The sequence below is a fragment of the Weizmannia sp. WK01 genome (assembly GCF_025905465.1).
Classification (GTDB): Bacteria; Bacillota; Bacilli; order Bacillales; family Bacillaceae_C; genus Weizmannia; species Weizmannia faecalis.
This window is the reverse complement of record NZ_CP109616.1, coordinates 1,259,900-1,280,684: the sequence shown is the minus strand read 5'-3', so window position 1 is coordinate 1,280,684 and position 20,785 is coordinate 1,259,900. Positions and strand designations below refer to the sequence as shown.

The window sequence follows — 20,785 nt, the reverse complement described above, 5'->3', positions numbered from 1 at the left end:
GCCTCGCCCGAAACCGGGAACACGCATGTCCCCGGCCGGATCAAAAAAATGACAAATATTGCACAGTGCGGGAAAAACAAAATCCCCGTAATAGAATAACATGCCTTTCCAAATAAAACAATCATCAGAGTTGACTTCATTTTGCTTAAAAATGCACAAAATTATGCATGCCCCGGTCAGATTTCCGGCTCGTCCAAATAAATATAGCGGACATTCCCGCCGCGCAAGGCAATGCCCTTAAAATGTTTAAAGTCTTCCTCGGCAATAAGCACTTTCCGGAAGTCCATAAAATCTTCACGGCTGACGAATAATTCTTCGATTTCCCTGTTGCGAAGCCGGTTGATTTCCTGTCTGATTTCTTCTTCCGACATACGACCACCCCACCCGGTATTGTACCACATTCTTCCTGCCGCCTACTTGTTTGCTTTCGCGATTTTTTAAAACCGGCCCGATTTGTATTTTTCTGTTCCTTTCGCCTTGAATTTTTCAGAAAAATAGTGCAAACTGGTTACAATACTTTCTTACGGGAGGACCGCAATGAAAAAAGCACAAATTGGTGACATTATTGAATTTAAAGACGGGCTTCAAGGAATTGTCGAAAAGGTGAACGAGAACTCGGTCATCGTGGATTTAACCTATATGGAAAACTATCAGGAACTGGAGCTTGATGAAAAAACAGTGGTCAATCATAAAAACTATCAGGTTATCCATTCGGCTTTACATTAATTCAAACGCTTACCGCGCAGTAAAAAACCGGCACATGCCGGTTTTTTACTGCCGTTTCTATGATTGTGAATTTTTTAACATTATTTTCCCGGATACCTTTTTCCCTATTTCTCTGCTAAAATATTCAATGTATTTTTGTTTGACCCAATGCCGCGAAGGCCGGACTGCGGGGCCGGATCTCTTTTTGGCCCTTCCCGGTTTTTTTGCCGGCGGTTTGCGAACTTAAGAAAGGAGCGCATTGGCGGTGGCAAAAAACATGGTGGATACAAAGCTTCTCGGAAGTATCTTGATCGCCCACCTTCTGCTATATATTACGTTTCGGGATACCTCCGTTTTTTGGTATTTATATTCCGGAGCAATGCTGTTTTTGATCAGTTACACGGTTTTTCTTGGAAAATCAGAAAAACACGAAAAGCTTCCGTACCTTCAATTGCTGTTGTATGGCATTTTTTCGGGTTTTCTCCTCTATATTATTTTCAGAATTGGCAATACAGTACTCGGTTTTTTGCCGGGCGGGCTTGACAATGAAGTCGCCCGCGCATACAGGCGTTTTTCGCCCGAATCCTTCTGGCATTACTTAGCGCTTGTCCTGATTCTCATCCCCGGAGAAGAAATTTTTTGGCGTTCATTTGTCCAGGCCCGGCTCATGAAAATGATGGAAGCGAAATATGCGATTTTGATTTCCGCCGTATTGAACGCATCCGTTTATTTTTACTGCGGATTAAAAATCATGGTCATTGCCGCTTTTGCCGGTTCGATTTTCTGGGGGCTGCTGTATGCAAAAAAACGGAGCCTGTCTGCGCAAATTTTGTCGCATCTTACCTTTGATTTGCTGCTTGTCGTCTTCCTGCCGATTTTTTAAGCAGGGGGACGGCTTTTTTTCGGCATTTGCCCGCCACAAATGCATAACAACCGCGCAAAGCTGTTTTGAATGCCTTACCGGTCACCCCCGGATCGTCTTTATTCCGAGTGCCATCATAAAAACAAGGCTGAAATAGCCGAACAAGGGATATAAAACCGATAATAGCGGGCCGTAATGCAAGCTGCTGATCAGCAGAATGGCGGAAAAAATCAACCCGTACAGCAAACCGCTTTTCATCGGGATATATTTTTGCATTTGCCGCTCAAGCCCGTAGGCATCCCCGATAATAGAAGTGAAAATTTCCCCGAAAATCAGCAGAACATAAATAAAATAAATGCCCGGAAAACTCGCTTTCACAATATGCGCCATCGGAATCTCCACTTGGGCAACGTCCGGCAGCGTGACCAGTGACAAATGGCTGGAAATCAGGATGAGCGTTAAAAACAGCCCGCCCAGTATCCCGCCGGCACGGACGACTTCCTTATCTTTCACTTCCGCCGCAACCGGGACAAGCACCGCCTGCGCGAGCGCCAAATTCAAAGCCGCATAGGAAAGGGCGCGGAGAAGGGCACGGGGCATATCAACACTTTCCGGCCGGGCCATGAGCGCTTGAAAAAATCCGGGTGACTGGACGGACTGCGACAAAAGGAGAAAATTAAACAAAAGCATCAAAGGCACGACAAACGTGTTGACGCCAAGCAGCCCCTTGATGCCAAAGCACATGACAAAAAAGGCGAGCAGCACCGTCAATAAAATCCCTGTCCCCCTGCCAACACGGAGCTGTTCCTCGAAAACAGCACCCGCACCGGACAGCATGACGCCACAGACCCCGAATAGCATGGCCATCATCATCACATTCACGAAACCGGCCGCTTTTTTGCCAAATAAATACCGGTTTAAGGTTTCATAGGAATCCGCATGTAAATCGATCGCTTTTTCCATCATTTTTGTGCCAAAGAAAATAAATAAAAACCCTGAAAGGCAGATGGCAAGCAATCCATACAGCCCAAACTGTGTAAAGAAAACGGTAATTTCTTTCCCTGTTGCAAACCCTGCCCCGATCACCGTTCCAATATATACGGCTGCGATTTGGACAGCACCGCCCCACTTATTCAACGCCTGCACCCCTTTAAGAAAAAATAAGACAACCTGCCGGCTCCGTTACTATCCTATGTCCCGCTTTCTTAAAATAGCCCTGCCGGTTCATTTCCGCCGCTAAAAAATTGGTCAAAAAAAGTCAAAAAAACCTTTACAAACAAAAAAAGTTGTCATATACTATAGGCAAAGGTCAAAGATAGTCAATTATAAGATGGTGCCATTGGCCGATAGCGCAAATGACAAATGCAGATCTTTTGATTTTCGGGCCGCGCAGTTGTATCATGATATTAGAAAGGTCAAAAATAGTCAAAAGGTGACTCGCAGATGCCGTTTCCTTTTTTCAGCACAAGACAAATGACTTTGCCATTCTACTGTAAAGGCCAAAATGCATCAAAGGGGTGCATGCAAAAGACTTGCATCTTGTGAAATTTTGAGCTATACTGATTTCCAATTAAGGTCAAAGCAAATCAAAGCGCTTTGATTGTTTTTCAATCTCATTAGTCAAAGATAGTCAAAATCAAACCGATCAAAGGAGGAATGTTTGATGTTATGTGACAAATGCCATCAAAACGAAGCGACGATCGGGATGCATATAAATGTGAACGGAAACCAAAAAACATTGAACCTGTGCCAGTCCTGCTACCAAAAAGAACGGGCAAAATTCGAAAACAACTGGGGAGGCATGTTTATGAATAACGGATTTGGAAACTTCGGATTCGGAGGATTCAACGACCTCTTTAACCAAATGAACGCCAACGGGTTCCAGCCGAACGGCGCGAAACAAACCGTACAAACGCAAACACAGGGCGGCGGCAACGGACTACTTGACCAGTTCGGCCGCAACCTGACCGCTGCTGCACGGGCCGGGCAAATTGACCCTGTCATCGGCCGTGATGAAGAAATCGCCCGCGTCATTGAAATCTTAAACCGGCGCAATAAAAACAACCCGGTGTTAATCGGCGAACCGGGCGTCGGAAAAACCGCCATTGCAGAAGGGCTCGCTTTAAAAATTGCCGAAAAACAGGTTCCGGCAAAACTGCGGCATAAAGAAGTTTACTTGCTCGATGTGGCTTCGCTTGTCGCAAACACGGGAATCCGCGGCCAATTTGAAGAACGGATGAAAAAATTGATTGCCGAACTGGAACAACGGAAAAACGTGCTTCTGTTTATTGACGAAATTCACCTGCTTGTCGGCGCAGGTTCTGCAGAAGGTTCGATGGACGCAGGCAATATTTTGAAACCGGCGCTTGCCCGCGGCGAAATCCAGGTTATCGGCGCGACCACTTTGAAAGAATACCGGCAAATTGAAAAAGATGCCGCACTTGAACGGCGTTTCCAACCGGTACAGGTCAATGAACCAAGCCTCGAAGAAACCGTCATGATTTTGCGCGGCTTAAAAGACCGGTATGAAAACTACCACCACGTTTCCTATACCGATGAAGCGATTGAAGCTTGTGCGAAGTTGTCGCACCGCTACATCCAGGACCGCTTCCTGCCGGATAAGGCGATCGACCTGATGGATGAAGCCGGTTCGAAATTGAACCTGACGATTGCGGTTCCGAGCAAAGAAGATATCCAAAAACGGCTTGCTGAAATTGCGCAGGAAAAACAAACTGCGGTTGCAACGGAAAACTATGAAAAGGCAGCCGAACTGAAAAAAGAAGAACAAAAACTGAACGAGCTGGCTGCTTCCGGACAAACCGAAGCCAAACCGGTTGTCGATGTCACGCAAATTCAGGAAATCGTCGAAAAGAAAACGGGTATTCCGGTCGGCAAACTCGAAGCGGATGAAGCGAAAAAACTGCAGCATCTGGAAGAAAACCTCGCTAAAAAAGTGATCGGCCAGGATGAAGCGGTCCGGAAAGTGGCGAAAGCAATCCGCCGTTCGCGTGCCGGCCTGAAAGCGAAAAGCCGCCCGATCGGTTCGTTCCTGTTCGTCGGCCCGACCGGCGTCGGAAAAACGGAACTGACAAAACGGCTCGCGGAAGAACTGTTCGGCACGAAAGATGCGATGATCCGGCTTGACATGAGCGAATATATGGAAAAACACAGCGTCTCGAAACTGATCGGGGCACCTGCCGGCTATGTCGGTTATGAAGATGCCGGCCAACTGACGGAAAAAGTGCGCCGCAACCCGTACAGCATTATTTTGCTCGACGAAATTGAAAAAGCGCACCCGGATGTTTTGAACATGTTTCTGCAAATTCTCGATGACGGGCGCTTAACCGATGCCCAAGGGCGGACGGTCAGCTTCAAAGATACCGTCATCATTATGACGAGCAACGCCGGCACCCAATTTAAGCATAAAACAGTCGGGTTCGCTAAAAGTGAAGCGATCAAAGAATCGAATATTCTCGATTCACTCGGCGACTTCTTCAAACCGGAGTTTCTGAACCGTTTCGACAACATTATCGAATTTAAACCACTTGAAAAAGAACATTTGGTTAAAATTGTTGACCTGATGCTCGGCGAACTGAATGAAACGCTGAACGAACAAGCGATTACGCTTGACGTGACAGCAGAAGCGAAAGAAAAAATCGCCGAACTCGGTTATGACCCGGCATTTGGGGCCCGCCCGATCCGCCGCGTTATCCAGGAAAAAATTGAAGACCGGATTGCCGACTTTATCCTCGACCATCCGGAAAGCAAAAACTTAAAAGCGGAAGTCCGCGAAGGTGACATTGCCATCGCGGAAAAATAAAGCAAAAACCGGCATGCGGACATAGCCCATGCCGGTTTTTGCATTCCGGCAGATGGACAGCACGGGCCATCTGCCGGGTTTTTTATGTTTGTAAAAAGATCGAACGCAGTCCAAACCCGGCTGTTGTAAATCAATCGGAAGAAAGCCGGGTTTTATTACCCGGCCAAAACCAGTCCAAACAAAAAGGCGGGCGGGAAACATATTCATCCGGAATATTGATCAGGGATTCATCCGCACTCAAAGGAGCAAAACCAAGATGCAAAGGTTGGAAGCAGTTCCCCTGTTTGTTAAACAAGCTGCATGGCTTTATACGTTTTTCTCGCTTCAGCCAGATTGAGCCGCTGCACTTTTTCATACAATATGAATGACATTTCCCGGATAATCACCATTTCGGATGACCGGGCGTTGTGCTGCTTTCGATAGGCTTCATACTCATTCATGAGCGAATCCAGCTGCTGGCTGCACCGGACCGTTTTCTCATGCGTCAGGCCCAGTTTTTTCCCAAGCTCCATCATTTCCTGACGTTTTTTCTGAATTCTGTAAAGATACTTGTTCTCCTCTAACATGTGCGTGTCCACTTCCAAATTCTCCTTTAGTTCTCTTTTTCTATTGAATGATTGTTATCCCCCGATTATGCTTCAAAAAATGTGAGGTGTTACACATGGAAAATGGCGGACTATTCTGCCGGTTTTCCGCATGATGGCATCGTGGCAAAAGTTCTCTGCAAGCCGGAAAGGCGCAAAAGCCCTGCCCCCATCCTGCTTATTTTACCATTACTAAAGTAGTATCGCAGGTCTTGACGGAAATGTAAATACAATCGCAATATTAGACAAAATTTTCGCCAAAAATTTTCACATCTCCCGAAAAAACCACCCGTTTTTCACCGCTCCATGTTTTTTTTGGTCACGCAGTGGAAAAATAAAAGAGAAAAAGACATGAAAGAAGTGAAGCAGATGGCAAAAAATTTTCTGCTGGCCAAAGCAGCCGGATGGTTATTTCGTTCAAAAGCAAAACAGTATTTAAACGACCGGAAAAAAACCGGCGATCTGGTTAACCGCGCGGAGAAAAAAGCACTCTCCAACAAAATCACGCTTGCCAATATGTGGAGTAAAATCCGCGTCCTTTTCCAGCTTGTCAGGGCATGGGCAAAAGGCGAATACCGCACCGTTCCGTACCGGACGATTCTCATGATTGTAATCGGCCTTATTTATTTCGTATCTCCCATTGACATCATCCCTGATTTTCTTGCCGGCGCGGGCCTTGTTGACGACACCGCCGTGCTTGCTTTTCTCCTGACGCAAGTGACCCCGGATTTGGAAAAATTTTTACAATGGAAAAACAAAAGAGATAAAAGTTGAACCTTGGTCCGCGCGGGATTTCAAAACTTTGCCCCTTTTAGATAATCGCCCCTTCAAGATGGAGCAGGAATGCCTTTTGATCGATCCGGCTCCCGGCATAGCCTGTTAACGACTTGTCTTTTCCGATCACGCGGTGGCAGGGGATCAGGATCGGAACAGGGTTTTTCCGGTTCGCCTGCCCGACGGCCCGCACGGCTTTCGGGTTCCCGACAGCCTCAGCGATGTCTTTATACGAGCACGTTTCCCCATACGGAATTTTTTTCAGCGCTTCCCAAACCGCCATTTGAAAGGGAGTGCCGGAGACAGAAACCGGCACATCAAAACGGGTTCTTTTCTTTGCAAAATACGCTTCCAGTTCACTGGCTGCGCGCAAAAGCAGCGGGTGGCGGGGTTCCGGCATACCCTCTTCATCTGTTTTGCCGAAAGAAACGGCCGTAATGCCTTTTTCATCAGCCCTTACTGTTAAAGGTCCGATTGGGCTTTCCAGCCAAATAAAAGCCATTTTCATCACCTGCTTCCTGCTGCACGGGAAGAAAGATATGAAAAGTTGTGCCTTCCCGTACTTTGCTTTGGACTTGAATGAAGCCTTTATGCTCCTTTATGATTTTATAACTGATCATCAAACCAAGTCCGGTTCCTCTTTCTTTTGTCGTATAGAACGGCTCGCCCAGCTTTTCAATTTTATCGTCCGGGATGCCTTCCCCTTCATCCAGCTCTGAGGAGTAAAAATTTTTCGTGATAATTTAACTATTCCCCCCCCAAAAATGCGGCTAAATATGTAATAATTTAAATAATTAGAGCTTGCTGGACGAATATTTTGGCATGGCTTAGTGACAAGTCGAATACAAGCTAAAATTTGATTCGTTCAGCAAGCCCTAATTAAACTTGGCTGTTTTGAGGGGGTTTTTATTTTGGTTACTAGAAAAGAAAAAAGAAATCGTGAAAAAGAAGCAAATTATTTTTTCGAGTTCCTTAAAATTCAGAAGCATTTTTTCAAAGACCTGATGAATAACCTAAAAAAGGTAGCAGACCACCGACATCAAAGCTATATCACTTATGGTCCAGAGGTCCTTTTATTTACGATGATGTTGAAAAATATGACCGGCCTAAAATCCATGAGAAACATGAGTGAGAGTTTTAATAAAGAAGAATGTATTAAAAATGTAGGGAAGGTGTTAGGCTTAGATTCTCTTGAAGAACTTCCACATTATGATACAATTAACGACTTTTTATCTGGCTTAGATGTAAATGAATTAGAAAAAATTAGAACGTATATGATTAAAGAATTATTGAAAAAAAGGTCTCTCGAGTCTTATCGAATTGAAGGAAAGTACTGGGGTGTCATCATTGATGGAACTGGATTACACACCTTTCATGAGAAACATTGTAAACACTGCCTGAGACGGGCATATACAAATAAAGAAACAGGAGAAACGAACGTACTTTATATGCACCATGTACTTGAAGCCAAGCTTGTCGTGGGGGATATGGTCTTCAGTATTGCCTCCGAATTTATCGAAAATGAATCAGAAAATGTTTCTAAGCAAGATTGTGAATTAAAAGCCTTCGACAGGCTGGCAAAGAAAATAAAAAAAATATTTAAAAGACTACCGATTTGTATCTTGGGAGATAGTCTCTATGCATGTGAAACGGTATTTAATCTGTGCAGGGCGCACAAATGGAAATATATATGCAGATTTAAGGAAGGGAGAATTAAAAGTATCTCGACGGAGTTTAAGGCAATAAAAGAGCTGGAACAAAGTAAGGATCAGAATTCATTAGTTTGGGTGAATGATATTGCCTACAAAGACAGAACGGTCAATCTGATGGAGGCCACAATGAAAACAGAGGATGGGAAATCGAAAGAGTATGTATTTATAACGGATATTAAAATCACGAAAAAGAACGTGGAACGACTCATCGCTGCAGGAAGAAGCCGCTGGAAGATTGAAAATCAAGGATTTAACGAACAAAAAAATAATCGTTACAATATAGAACATGCCAATAGCCAAAACTACACAGCCATGAAAAATCATTATTTATTAGTTCAAATAACAGATATTATTAGACAGCTGTTTGAAAAAGGTTCGTCAATCTTAAAAGCACTCAAAAAAACGGCAAAAGAAAAATCCTCAAATCTGTTGGAATCGTTTCGGACACGCATTTTAACAGACGAGGATTTCACCCATTTAAGTAAGCCAATACAAGTAAGGTTTACTTAATGGTTATATTATAGCAAAGGATGTGATGTAAAAAAAGGTTTTTTTGAAGTTATCCACAATTTTAAAAAAGAAATTTGCAAATTCGGCTCTTTTTGACTTTGAAAGCAGAAAAAATAGATGGAAAAATTTTCTAAATGTGGATAAGTCATTTTATCATAAAACATCTAAAAATTGATGAATTTACTCTTCAGAACTGCCCTTCATCGCGAATGCTTGTATGGACCAGCCCTCTTTCCTTTTCGTAACAAATCTTGATATCTATTTTTCCTCCGTCCGGCATGACTTCTATTGCATTTTTAATGATATTGATAAAGACCTGCTTAAGCTGGTTGCCTTCGCAATAAACATCCGGAAGCCCATCGTCAAAGCGGCAGGAAATCTGGATATTGTGCATCAGCGCTTGCGCATTCAGCAAACCAATCGTATCGCGCATGATTTTCCGGATATCATGATTTTGGAACTGGATTGCCTGCGGCTTTGCCAGCACCAGAAAGTCGGTAATAATTGTTTCAATCCGCGCCAGTTCCGATGTAATCACGTTAAAATATAATGAATGCTCTTCCTCTTTCATGCTGTTTTGCAGCAGCTGGATAAAACCTTTCAAAGCTGTCATCGGATTGCGGATTTCGTGGGCAATGCCGGCCGCGAGCTCCCCGACAATATTCAGGGTATCCGATTTGCGGAGCTGCTCCTGCATCGCCCTTCTTTCGGTAATATCCCGGATGACCGTTAAATTCATATTCGATGTCAGGTTCCCTTTTGACGTGATCTCATAATATTTCGTTTCATTGGCTTTTGAAACATTAAACAAATAATCTGCCGTCCCGTTCTCTTTCAACTGAAAAAGATGGCGGAGAAAATCTTTTTGCACTTTTTCGTCATTGGTAAGCAATAAATTTTGGATTTTCTTCCCGATCGCATCTTCCCGGCTGCAGTCGAAATAGTTCGCGGCTGCAGGGTTAATATCGACAATTTTCAAATCCCAGTTCCATAAGACCATCCCGTCGATCGATCCTTCGAACACTTTCCGGAACCGTTCCTCGCTGTCCCGCAGCGTCTGTTCCATCTTGTAACGGCTGCTGACATTGCGGAAAATGGTCACATGGTAATTTTCTGCGCTGATATACCGGGATGTAAACTCGAGATGCTTCAGCTGCCCGTTCGGCATTTTAAAGAGCAGTTCTTCGCGGGCTGCCGGGATGTGGTTCAGCCTGTCGAACTCCCGGCAATTCCCGCCGTTTTCGACATAAACAAAATCGCTCAGCTTTTTCCCGATAAACTCCTCCATCGTGCACTCGAAAATTTTTAAAGCGGCTTCGTTTGCCAACAGGATCCGGCCGTTTTGATCCCAAAATACAATTGCATCCATTGCTTCCAAAAAAAGGGTTCGGTAAAGCTGCTCATGATCTCTTAATACAAGTCCCCTTTTCTTTTGGCTCATAAACTGATCTGTTCCCAAATTTGTTCTCCCCTTCTTCATAAGAAGCATGCCCCTGAATTTATGATATTTCTGTTCACAACAAATGTCTGGAAAAGTCTGCTGCATAAGGGTTTCCAGCTGCTATTTAAGAACATATTCTTTTTGAGAAGATATGTCAAATGAAATTGGCAAGATGGATGATATGGTGATAATTCGTGGTCCAACGGGGGAATTCCTGCTGCCATTTCCGCAAAAAAGGATGGCGGCTGCCATCCTCATTTTTTATTTTTTTTTGCATTTTTTCTTTTTTTGCCGGTTCCGCTTTCAGCCATGATTTCATATATCTTCCCGGCATTGATGTCCCCGAATTCCAGCCCCGCTTCTTCCCGGACATTTTGTTTCCTGCGGTTCATGAACGCCCTTTCCTGCCTTTTTTTGAATTCCGGTTTGCCCCTTTCACCGCTTCTTCCCCGCGGGCAAATTCCGTGGAGAAAGCTGTTTCAGCCAGATTCTCTTTCGGGGTTTTGTTATTTTTCGCGGCTGCATCAAATTCCGCTTTTCGTTTCGCCATGCCGTCCCCTCCATTTCAGGTTGCCTGCATCATTAGCATGCCCGCGCACCACCGCCCTTATGGCTGCAATATCTGTCAAAACCGGCTCAGGGTGCATGCAAATACAACTGTTTCCAAACATAATTCTTTCCTGCAAGCCGATACTATTCATAAAGGCTGAAGCCGCAATACGGGCGGCAGAAAGAGGAGCCAATTTTTTAAAAAAAGGAGAATGATGATGGCGAGAAACAGCAATAAATTGTTGGTACCGGGGATTGAGGCATACATGGACCAAGTAAAGTATGAAATAGCGCAAGAATTTGGCGTGCAGCTCGGATCGGATACCGTATCTCGGGCAAACGGATCGGTAGGCGGAGAAATGACAAAACGGCTCGTGCGCGAGGCCCAGTCCCGCCTTTTGGGGCAAAATCCGGAATAAAAGAAAAACCGGCAAAGCGGGATTCGCCTGCTTTGCCGGTTTTTTTACATCTGTTGCTGCTTTTTACCCGATTTCCCGGCGGATTGCGCCTCTTTATTGCGATTTTTTTTGCGGACGGAGAAAAAATAGCCGCCCGCTGCGATCGCAAGCATCACCGCCCAGAAAATCAGTTTCCACAAAGCAGACTCCGGGAAATGTTCATCAATCAGCCCGACGCCCGGGTGTGAAAGCGTAAAAACGAGCAATTTCACCCCGACCCAGCCGACAATCAGAAAAGCGGCATCTTCAAGGCCCGGATATTTTTCCAGCAGGCGGACAAACCGGTTGGCAGCAAAGCGGATTAGCACCAGTCCGATCACCCCGCCTAAAAACATAACGCTGAACTGTCCGCCGTTAATTCCCCCAATTTGAAACGAGCCGGCCGGGGACAGCGTCACAGCCATGGCCACAGCTGCAAGCATAGAATCAATGGCAAACGCAATGTCGGCGAGTTCCACTTTAAAAACGGTCATCCAGAAAGAAACCGGCTTCGATGCGGCTTCGGCAAGTTTTGGGCCATTTTCCCGGTGCTTTTTTACAAAATGGTGGATCATAATAAAAAACAAGTAAGCGGCCCCGACAGCCTGAATCTGCCATATGTTTGCAAGAAACGAAATGAGAAACAGGGCAGTGAACCGGAATACAAATGCGCCCAGAAGCCCGTAAAAGAGCGCTTTTTTTTGCTGCGCGTGCGGCAGATGTTTGACCATCACCGCCATCACGACCGCATTATCCGCAGCTAAAATTCCTTCCAGTCCGACCAATACGCATAACACCCATGCATATTCGAATAGCATTGATAAATCCATTCCACAAAGTCCTCCTTTGCCGGCACCCGGAACCATTGCCCTTACAGATCAAAAGCGGCATTCCGGTCCAAGACGCGTACCGGCGTGATCAGTGAAGTGCCACTTTTGACAATTTCCTGTAAAGACAAAAAGCAAGACCTTTGCCAGTACAGGCAAAGGTCTTGCTAGACATCCAAATGGTGCCAACAAAGCCGATGACCGCCGAAACGGATCATGTAATGACGACTTTGTTTTAAGTGTGCCATGCACACTTAACGCTACTCCCCTTTGACAATTGTCAAAAGTATTCTGTTATTTTGATTATATGGGATCCATCCATTTCCGTCAACTATTTTTATGCGATTTTCGCGTTAAAATTATGCGGAGCAGCCCGCCGGCCAAAAGTCCAGGGATGGTGCAAAGCATCGGGAAAAAAACAGGCCCGGGCATCTTTTGCCGGACGATAACCGCAGGGGAGAGCATTAATCCGAGCGTTACAAAGTAAGCAGCAAACACAAAAGGCAGATAACTATACGGCTGAAGATTGCCGCGGGCCATTTTATATGCATCCCACATGGCAAAAAAGTATAGACAAGGATAAAACATCAGCCATCCGTAATCGACAATGTTGCCGGCTTCCCTTGTTCTTCCGAGAAAACTGAGCATGATCGCTTCATTAAAACGGCTGTTCACATTAATCAGAAACTCCATAAAAAGAAACATGATGCCCTTCACATAACGGCCCGCCAAAAGCTGGGCAAACCCTGGCAAGGCAATGTTCCAAACAATCGCCTCAAGCGGTGCTAATTTTTTCATGCACATGCCCCTTTAAAGCTGAAGTTGGCTAGTCATAATCCTCCCGTTTTTACGTGTTCTTATCATGCCCCGGAAAAAATCGAGTAGGAGGCTAATCATTATTTGATTAGCCGACCTCTCACACCACCGTGCGTACGGTTCCGTACACGGCGGTTCTAAAGTTTACGACCGTACAGACAGATAGTAATCCAGAAAACTTATATACCTTGCTCTTCGGAAGAGTTCGTTTGTAAGGGTTCTAGCTAAGATATGGCTGCCGGAGATTCTCCAGTAGCCTTTTCTTGTGTTAGCCCATTCCCACGCCTTTCTTTTATTGATCCCTAATTTCTTGAGCCAATAAAATCTTGTGCGTACTCTCTTCCATCTTTTCCAAGTTACCATTCGCATTCTTCTTCGTGTCCATTGGTCCAGTCTGGTTACCAGACTTTTCATATCCGCTAGCTTGTAGTAATTTACCCATCCTCGGACAGTGTCGTTTAGCCTTTTCTTTCTTTCCTCTACGCTTAATCCGTTGCTTCTTCCTGTGATTCTGCGAATTTTCTCCTTTAATTTTTGAACACCCTTCGGGTGTACCCGGAATTTGCATTTTCCTTCATAAAGGTAGAATCCATAACTCAGGAACTTGATGTTTCTAATATGTGTGATCATCGTCTTCTCTCGGTTCACTTTGAGTCGCAATTTCCTCTCAATGAATGGGAGAATGTTATGGTATGTTCTTTCGCAGCTTCTTCGGCTTTTACAGAATATGATCACATCATCAGCGTAACGGACAAATCGGTGATTTCTTGCTTCCATTTCTTTATCCAATTCGTTTAACATTACATTGGCAAGAAGCGGACTTAGTGGTCCTCCTTGTGGAACACCGAAATCATTTGTTGTCCTTATTCCTTTGATCATAACACCTGCATTTAGGAATTTATGGATTAAGGAGATTACACGTCCGTCGTGAATTGTTTCACTCAATATCTGGATAAGCTTACTATGGTTTACCGTGTCAAAGTACTGTTCTAAGTCCAGGTCTACTACATACTGGTATCCTTCATTTACATTCTTTTGGCACTTGAGAAGTGCCTGATTTGTACTTCTATGTGGTCGGAAACCATAGCTATTGTCTGAGAACTTTCTTTCATATATAGGGACTAGGACCTGCGAAATGGCTTGTTGGATGACTCGGTCTACTACCGTTGGTATTCCAAGTTTCCTTGTTTTCCCGTTGTCTTTTGGTATTTCTACCCTTCTAACGGGTTGGGGCTTGTATGTCCCATTTCGAATGGAGAGGACGAGCTCCCTCTGATGTTCAGTTAGGTATGCCAAAAGTTCACCTGTTTTCATTCCATCGACACCGCCCGCACCTTTGTTTTTCTTTACCTTTTTATAGGCACGGTGCAGGTTATTACTTGAAAGGATTCGTTCGAGCATCCATTCGTTCTGTCTGTTGGTGTTAGTGGTGTTGTTTTCAGTTATCCTCTTGAAACTATGCCCTCTGTCATATCCTTCCTGTTCCGCAGTATCTTTTTGACAGCAGGTTTCTTCCTGTTTTCTGCATTTGTTCGTTTCTTCGGTAACTTTCATTGACTTCCACTTCCTTTAGTTCAGCCCTTCCTTCGATGCTCCAGGCATCTCCGTACTATGGCCTCTGCTGACTTCTCACGGCAAATCTTGTTTCAACCAGGTTTCATACTCTGTTTCCACCTGTCCGTGAGACCTCCCGTGGTAAGGTGATTCACTTTCATTCCATGTACCCGCACCATTTACGTTTCCACATCCGGATAGCTTTTGGGCTTTGACTTGTTCAGCAGCCTTACCCTGTGAGAGTACGCCTAATGATGTTCGTGTTCCTCGGGTCAGAATTTTGCCTCCAGCTTCCTTCAGATTCCATCTCACGATGGACACCCTTGCTCTTGGCTAATGGTTGGTCGCTACCTACCCCCATAGCGGACTTACACCGCCTAGCGAATCGCCATGCACGGCGCACTGCAAAAAACACTGTACGGCAAAGCCGCACAGTGTTTTTTAATTCATCGGATTATACAGTTTAATGTCGGGATGCTTGTCCGTGAACCAGCGCAATGCAAAATCATTTTCAAATAAAAACAACGGTTTTCCGAAACGGTCTTTCACAAGCAGACTGCGCGAACTGGAAAGGGATTCGTCCACCGTATCCCCCTCAACCCAGCGCGGAATTTTGGAACCGATCGATTCCATTACGACATCGGAGTTATACTCATTTTTCATGCGATGTTCGAACACTTCAAACTGCAGCTGCCCGACCGCCCCTAAAATATAATCTTCCGTATGCCATGTGCGGTACAGCTGGATCGCGCCTTCCTGAACGAGCTGGTTGATCCCTTTATGGAAACTTTTTTGTTTCATCACGTTTTTCGCCGATACTTTTACAAACAGTTCCGGTGTAAATTGCGGCAGCTTTTCAAATTGGACCGGCTGTTTCCCGGAGAAGATTGTGTCGCCAATCTGGTATGTGCCGGTATCATACAGGCCGAGAATATCGCCGCTAACCGCTTCTTCAACCGTGCTCCTGTCATCCGCAAGAAACTGGGTTGACTGGGACAGTTTCATTTGTTTTCCGGTTCTTGCAAGCGTGACGGACATGCCGCGTTCAAATTTTCCAGAACAAATACGGATAAACGCAATCCGATCGCGGTGGGCGGGATTCATATTCGCCTGGATTTTGAACACAAAACCCGAAAATTGTTCGCTTAACGGATCCACCACCCCTTCGTCCGTCTTTCTTCCTTGAGGGGGCGGCGCAAATTGAAGATACGTTTCCAGAAATGTCTGCACGCCGAAATTTGTCAGGGCACTGCCGAAAAAGACCGGCGTCAGCGTGCCGTTTGCAATCCGCTTCTCCGAAAATTCATTGCCCGCTTCATCGAGCAGCATGATTTCTTCCAACGCCTGGCCATACAGCGCGTTTTCTTTGATCGGGGCATCCCCTTCCACTTCACCCGCTTCATTTAACGCGAGAAACCGGTCCCCTTCTTCCACGCGGAACTGCTCGATGCGGCGGTGATAACGGTCATAAATGCCGAGAAATTCTTTTCCCATGCCAATCGGCCAGTTCATCGGATACGATTCAATGCCGAGGATTTCCTCCAGTTCAGCCAGCAGCTCAAGCGGCGGCCTCCCTTGGCGGTCCAGTTTATTGATAAACGTAAAAATCGGAATCCCCCGCATCCGGCACACTTTAAACAGTTTAATCGTCTGTGCCTCAATCCCTTTAGCAGCATCAATGATCATGACGGCGCTGTCGACGGCCATCAGTGTCCGGTATGTGTCTTCACTGAAATCCTGGTGGCCGGGCGTATCCAAAATATTGATCCTTTTTCCCGCATATTCAAACTGCATAACGGAAGAAGTAACGGAAATGCCCCGCTGCTTCTCGATTTCCATCCAGTCGGAAGTCGCAAATTTCCCGGTTTTTTTGCCTTTGACCGTCCCGGCGGCGCGGATGGCCCCGCCAAACAGAAGCAGCTTCTCCGTCAACGTTGTTTTCCCGGCGTCCGGGTGGGAAATAATCGCAAAAGTCCTTCTTGATAACACTTCATCTTCAAATCCTGCCATATGTCAGTTCCTTTCAATCATGTAGAGTAGGCTTGTTTTTGCATCGTTTTTTTACATCGGCCCTCACCTTCCTAATAAACAGTGCACAAATCATCCGGCCATTGGAGACTGTACATAAGCATACAACAGTTTTTCCTTATTCTCAATGGAAGAAATCTGCCGGAAAGGCCGGGTTCTTCTTGGCTTCACAGATTGCCGGATGCTTTGAGGCGCGCATCAAAAACTGCCAGATGCCTCCTGTTCCCCGTCCGGCCCCGCCCAGGGCAGAACCACGGTGAAAACAGTGCCTTCCCCGGGTTTGCTCTCTATGGAAATGTCTCCGTTATGCTCTCTTACAATCTGGTAACAAACCATTAAACCAAGCCCGTTGCCGCGCTCTTTTGTCGTATAAAAAGGCTGGCCGATTTTTTCCAATTTTTCCGGTGGGATCCCGATTCCCTCATCCCGGATCGCAACGGCTGCACGTTCCTCGGCCACCGAAAGTTCAACGGTCAGCGTTCCCCCTTCTTCCATCGCCTCCAGGCCGTTTTTGATTAAATTCACAAATACCTGCTTCATTTTTGAATCGTCACAAGAAATAAAAATGGGCTGCGATGGAAAAACCGTTTCAATTTGGATGTTTTTTCCGTACGATTGCGTTTCCATTAAAACAAGCACTTCATCAAGCAATGTTTGCAAGCAGCAAACTTTCATATCCGATGCTTTCGGCCTGCCGAGAAAAAGCAGCTCGCTTGAAATCATTTCAATCCGTTCAATTTCATTTTGCATAATATCGAGGTAATTGCCTGTATCAATTACACCAGCCTGCATCAGCTGCAAAAAGCCTTTAATTGACGTGAGCGGATTCCGGATTTCATGTGCAATGCCTGCAGCAAGTTGTCCGACCATGGACAACTGTTCAGATGAAACAAGATAATCGTATAATTCCTTGACAACCGTCATATCCTTCGTCAGCAAATGGATATGAGGCTTTTCGCCATACTTTAAATCTTTAAAGATGGCATAAGTCGACTCCACCCATTTGTAATCGCCGTTTTTCGATTTCATCCTGTACATGAAAAGACCCATTTCTTCTTTCTCTCCATTTAGAATGCCTACCCATTTGTTGCGGTCATCGTGGTGCATCAAAGCAGAAAAAGGCCTTCCTACCCAGTCGCCGGCATCAAAACCCGTTACAGTCTGCATATCAGAGGAAATGCTTTTTAAAATACCGTCCATTCCGACAACAGCAGAAAAAAGATGAAAGCGGAGCGGGAGATCCATAAATTCATAATGTATTTTTCCGACACCCATATTTTTGCACCTGCCTATCTTTCTATCAATCCGTATTTCAAGCTTTTTTTGAAATGAACTTTCATGCTCAATATATGTCTGATGAAGACCGGGCATTCCTGTGATTATGTATATATATTTCAACTATATATCTTTTTCAACAAAAATATCCATTTATTTATAAAATTTTATGTCGAATCCTCACTGTTTATCAACCGTTTCGACATGTGATACAATGAACGTATCAAGATAAAATGAGAAAAGGAAGCGATGCTATGCGTTTTGCAACCGTTGGAACAAGCTGGATTACCTCTGCTTTTATTGAAGCAGCAAAATTATCCGGAAAATTAACCCTTGAAGCCGTTTACTCGCGCAAAAAAGAAAGCGCTGAACAAATGGCGGAAAAACATGGCGCACCGAATATGTTTACGGATCTTGAAGAAATGGCAAAAAACGAGAACATTGATGCTATTTATATCGCGTCACCAAATGCGCTCCATTTTGAACAAGTGCTCGTTTTTCTGAAAAACAAAAAACATGTCATTTGCGAAAAACCGATTTTTTCGAATACGGAAGAATTTAAGGAAGCTTTTCGTGTTGCCGATCAGAACGGTGTATTTTTATTTGAGGCAATCCGGAATATCCATTATCCGAATACTGCCCTTTTAAAAGAAAAATTAAAGGATGTTGGCCAAATCAGAACCGGAATTTTCCAATATGTACAATACTCTTCCCGCTACGATAAATTCCTTGCCGGTGAAGAGCCAAACGTATTCTCGCGGAACTTCTCCGGTGGGGCATTAATGGATCTTGGCGTCTATCCGCTTTCGCTTGCGGTCTGGTTATTCGGCGCACCGAAAGACAGCCGGTACTTCCCGGTCCTTTTGCGGAACGGCATTGACGGGGCTGGCACCCTTGTCCTGCAATACGAAGGGTTCAATATTACCGTGATCTGCTCAAAAATTTCCCATTCTTATATTCCGAGCGAAATCCACGGCGAAAAAGGCAGCATTATTATTGAAGGCATCTCAGAATTGGAAAAGATGAAGTTTGCCGATGTGCGGACAAAGGAGCCGGTCCTCTTCTCGCGGAAGCAGGAAGCGCAAAATATGATGTATGAAATCAATGATTTTGCCGATATCATCGCGCAAAATGATAGAAAAACGTATGAAACCTTGCGCCAGTCCAGTTATGAAGTCCTTTCGGTTATTGAAAAATCGCGGAAACAAAACGGGATTGTCTTTAAAACCGACAGAAACTAAAAACCGTTCCAGGAGAAAATCTGATTCCGGATCGTACCGTGCAGTTTAAGCGCAAAAACCGGGCAACAGGCCGGGGGAAATTTGAAAACGGATGGCAAGGGCAATAAGGGAATCCCTTGTCCCTGCATTTGAAAACGGGGGCAAGCGGGATTTCCTTGTCCCCTGCCTTTGCGTTTAATACCAGAGAAAACCGGGACGGCCGGGGGATGCCTATTCAGAAGCGTACCGTGTAGAAAGCGAGGGCAAGCGGAGCTTCTTTGCCCTACCTTTGCGTTTTAAAACCAGCGAAAGGTGAAGCGGCCGGGGGAGTGCTAATTGGAGCATATTGTGCAATAAACGCATTCGCTTGTCCCCTGCCTTTGCGTTTAATACCAGAGAAAACCGGGACGGCTGGGGGATGATGATTTGGGGCGTATTGTTATTAAACCAGATAGAGACGGACAAATTATCAACATTCCCACCTTGTTTATAATTATTATAATTTAATATTGACTTTTAAGTGATATATATTATAATAAAAATATAGCAAGACCAAAACCCGGGGAGGAATGAAAATGTATATTGAAACAGCGTTAAACGTACAAGTTGCAAACTGGAGCGTCCTATACACAAAATTGCACCACTACCACTGGTATGTAAAAGGCCCGCTGTTCTTCACGCTGCACGTAAAATTTGAAGAACTGTACAACGAAGCTGCCACGGTGGTCGATGATTTTGCAGAACGCATCCTTGCGATCGGCGGAAAACCGGCTGCTTCTTTCAAAGAATACCTCGAAATTGCAACCATTGAAGAAGCAAAATCCGGCTTAACCGCTGAACAAATGGTGGAATCCCTTGTAAAAGACTACAAACAAATCGCCGGCGAACTGAAAAAATTGATCGCACTTGCTGAAGACAATCATGATTATGGCACGGCTGACATGGCAACAACGCTTGTGGAAAGCGTTGAAAAAACCATCTGGATGCTGAGCGCGCTACTCGCTGTACCGGTTACGCAATAAACTGCCAAAACGGCCCCGTTCTAAAAGAATGGAGCCGTTTTTTTCATGCTGCAAAACAGGCGCCGCTTTTTTACGTCTTGATTCATCAACAGTCCGATTTGACCCCGGCTCAACCTTTAAATAAAACCAAGATTAAGAAAGTGCAAAAACCAACTGAATAATCCTTTCATAATCCTTGCCAAATCTAGGAATTTTGGTTATTTTAGCAAGCCCTATGTGAAGGAAGCCTGGAAAATTGACGGCCTTTCTTCACATAGGGCGCGTTTACGTTAAGAAAGCACGAAAAAACGAGGCTCTTCCTTCACATAGAGTGCGTCTACGTTAAGAAAGCGCGGAAAATTGACGGCCTTCCTTCACATAGAGCCCGTCTACGTTAAGAAAGCGCGGAAAATTGACGGCCTTCCTTCACATAGAGTACGTCTACGTTAAGAAAGCGCGGAAAAACGATGGCCTTTCTTCACATAGAGCCCGTCTACGTTAAGAAAGCAAGCAAAAACGATGACCTTCCTTCACATAGAGCGCGTTTCAAGTGCAAGCTTTTCCCTGCATTTTTTATAAAACCCTTGCATTACATTTATGCCAAAGCTGTCAGCATCCTTGCCAAATCCAGGAATTTTGCTTATTTAGCAAACCCTAATTAGACATTTTC

19 protein-coding genes, 2 pseudogenes and 1 riboswitch are annotated in these 20,785 nt (G+C 44.9%); of the genes and pseudogenes, 8 read left to right on the top strand and 13 right to left on the bottom strand.

The features are described 5' to 3' along the window. Positions 1–176: 176 nt before the first annotated feature. Positions 177–371 carry a hypothetical protein gene (locus OF158_RS05830; protein ID WP_026104678.1) on the bottom strand — a complete coding sequence of 65 codons (195 nt, stop codon included), beginning with the start codon at positions 369–371 and terminating at the stop codon, positions 177–179. A gap of 166 nt (positions 372–537) precedes the next feature. Here OF158_RS05830 and OF158_RS05825 point away from each other — a divergent pair, with 166 nt between their 5' ends. Both OF158_RS05825 and OF158_RS05820 read left to right on the top strand, forming a co-directional pair. Then, the gene (locus OF158_RS05825) at positions 538–726 is read left to right on the top strand and encodes a YkvS family protein (RefSeq protein ID WP_014095631.1); all 189 of its coding nucleotides are present in this window, start codon (positions 538–540) and stop codon (positions 724–726) included. Between the two features lie 244 nt (positions 727–970). Continuing rightward, positions 971–1,588 (top strand): CPBP family intramembrane glutamic endopeptidase, encoded by a 618-nt coding sequence (locus OF158_RS05820; RefSeq protein WP_014095632.1) that lies wholly within the window; start codon positions 971–973, stop codon positions 1,586–1,588. Between the two features lie 81 nt (positions 1,589–1,669). On the opposite strand, the gene OF158_RS05815 is transcribed toward OF158_RS05820, so the two are convergent. Further along, entirely contained in the window at positions 1,670–2,704 is a 1,035-nt protein-coding gene (locus tag OF158_RS05815) for a YkvI family membrane protein (protein ID WP_035181951.1), read from the bottom strand. Positions 2,705–3,230: 526 nt separating this feature from the next. Between OF158_RS05815 and OF158_RS05810 the strand changes: the two genes are divergently transcribed. Further along, the gene (locus OF158_RS05810; RefSeq protein WP_013858890.1) at positions 3,231–5,387 is read left to right on the top strand and encodes an ATP-dependent Clp protease ATP-binding subunit; all 2,157 of its coding nucleotides are present in this window, start codon (positions 3,231–3,233) and stop codon (positions 5,385–5,387) included. Positions 5,388–5,674: 287 nt separating this feature from the next. On the opposite strand, the gene OF158_RS05805 is transcribed toward OF158_RS05810, so the two are convergent. After that, positions 5,675–5,965, bottom strand: coding sequence for an aspartyl-phosphate phosphatase Spo0E family protein (locus OF158_RS05805; protein WP_017552150.1), 291 nt, complete (start codon positions 5,963–5,965; stop codon positions 5,675–5,677). A 357-nt stretch (positions 5,966–6,322) separates the two neighbouring features. Here OF158_RS05805 and OF158_RS05800 point away from each other — a divergent pair, with 357 nt between their 5' ends. Next, entirely contained in the window at positions 6,323–6,745 is a 423-nt protein-coding gene (locus OF158_RS05800; protein WP_013858888.1) for a YkvA family protein, read from the top strand. A gap of 37 nt (positions 6,746–6,782) precedes the next feature. Here OF158_RS05800 and OF158_RS05795 read toward each other — a convergent pair whose 3' ends face one another. Next, on the bottom strand, positions 6,783–7,253 hold the full coding sequence (locus OF158_RS05795) for a methylated-DNA--[protein]-cysteine S-methyltransferase (RefSeq protein ID WP_035181953.1): 471 nt from the start codon (positions 7,251–7,253) through the stop codon (positions 6,783–6,785). After that, positions 7,195–7,455, bottom strand: a pseudogene (locus OF158_RS05790) (ATP-binding protein); the annotation flags it as partial. The pseudogene OF158_RS05790 and the gene OF158_RS05795, both read right to left, overlap by 59 nt. A gap of 201 nt (positions 7,456–7,656) precedes the next feature. On the opposite strand from OF158_RS05790, the gene OF158_RS05785 reads away from it, so the two are divergent. Then, positions 7,657–8,967: a transposase gene (locus OF158_RS05785; protein WP_013858128.1), complete on the top strand. Its 1,311-nt coding sequence runs from the start codon at positions 7,657–7,659 to the stop codon at positions 8,965–8,967. 247 nt (positions 8,968–9,214) lie between these two features. Here the strand turns inward: OF158_RS05785 and OF158_RS05780 are convergent. The 3 genes and pseudogenes from OF158_RS05780 to OF158_RS05770 form a co-directional block, all read right to left on the bottom strand. Then, positions 9,215–10,426 (bottom strand): annotated as a pseudogene (locus OF158_RS05780) (PAS domain S-box protein); the annotation flags it as partial. A 236-nt stretch (positions 10,427–10,662) separates the two neighbouring features. Continuing rightward, positions 10,663–10,800 (bottom strand): hypothetical protein, encoded by a 138-nt coding sequence (locus OF158_RS05775; RefSeq protein WP_014095639.1) that lies wholly within the window; start codon positions 10,798–10,800, stop codon positions 10,663–10,665. Further along, a complete protein-coding gene (locus OF158_RS05770) occupies positions 10,797–10,958 on the bottom strand; it encodes a hypothetical protein (protein WP_014095640.1) in 162 nt (53 codons plus the stop codon). Before OF158_RS05770 ends, OF158_RS05775 begins: the two co-directional genes overlap by 4 nt. Positions 10,959–11,175: 217 nt before the next feature. Between OF158_RS05770 and OF158_RS05765 the strand changes: the two genes are divergently transcribed. Beyond that, entirely contained in the window at positions 11,176–11,376 is a 201-nt protein-coding gene (locus OF158_RS05765) for an alpha/beta-type small acid-soluble spore protein (protein WP_014095641.1), read from the top strand. A 44-nt stretch (positions 11,377–11,420) separates the two neighbouring features. Here OF158_RS05765 and OF158_RS05760 read toward each other — a convergent pair whose 3' ends face one another. The 5 genes from OF158_RS05760 to OF158_RS05740 form a co-directional block, all read right to left on the bottom strand. Then, a complete protein-coding gene (locus tag OF158_RS05760) occupies positions 11,421–12,224 on the bottom strand; it encodes a TerC family protein (protein ID WP_014095642.1) in 804 nt (267 codons plus the stop codon). Positions 12,225–12,357: 133 nt separating this feature from the next. Beyond that, positions 12,358–12,502, bottom strand: a riboswitch (yybP-ykoY riboswitch). Between the two features lie 46 nt (positions 12,503–12,548). Further along, complete coding sequence (locus OF158_RS05755) at positions 12,549–13,019, bottom strand: hypothetical protein (protein WP_014095643.1); 471 nt, start codon at positions 13,017–13,019, stop codon at positions 12,549–12,551. Positions 13,020–13,181: 162 nt separating this feature from the next. Next, complete coding sequence (ltrA, locus tag OF158_RS05750; protein ID WP_048339776.1) at positions 13,182–14,591, bottom strand: group II intron reverse transcriptase/maturase; 1,410 nt, start codon at positions 14,589–14,591, stop codon at positions 13,182–13,184. A 441-nt stretch (positions 14,592–15,032) separates the two neighbouring features. Further along, positions 15,033–16,601, bottom strand: a complete 1,569-nt coding sequence (locus OF158_RS05745; RefSeq protein WP_035181970.1) for a peptide chain release factor 3 — start codon at positions 16,599–16,601, stop codon at positions 15,033–15,035. Positions 16,602–16,817: 216 nt separating this feature from the next. After that, positions 16,818–17,894 carry an ATP-binding protein gene (locus OF158_RS05740; RefSeq protein ID WP_017552144.1) on the bottom strand — a complete coding sequence of 359 codons (1,077 nt, stop codon included), beginning with the start codon at positions 17,892–17,894 and terminating at the stop codon, positions 16,818–16,820. 254 nt (positions 17,895–18,148) lie between these two features. Between OF158_RS05740 and OF158_RS05735 the strand changes: the two genes are divergently transcribed. Together OF158_RS05735 and OF158_RS05730 are read left to right on the top strand one after the other, a co-directional pair. Continuing rightward, positions 18,149–19,135: a Gfo/Idh/MocA family protein gene (locus OF158_RS05735; RefSeq protein ID WP_014095646.1), complete on the top strand. Its 987-nt coding sequence runs from the start codon at positions 18,149–18,151 to the stop codon at positions 19,133–19,135. Between the two features lie 554 nt (positions 19,136–19,689). Beyond that, on the top strand, positions 19,690–20,136 hold the full coding sequence (locus OF158_RS05730; RefSeq protein WP_080666392.1) for a Dps family protein: 447 nt from the start codon (positions 19,690–19,692) through the stop codon (positions 20,134–20,136). The last annotated feature ends 649 nt before the right edge of the window (positions 20,137–20,785 follow it).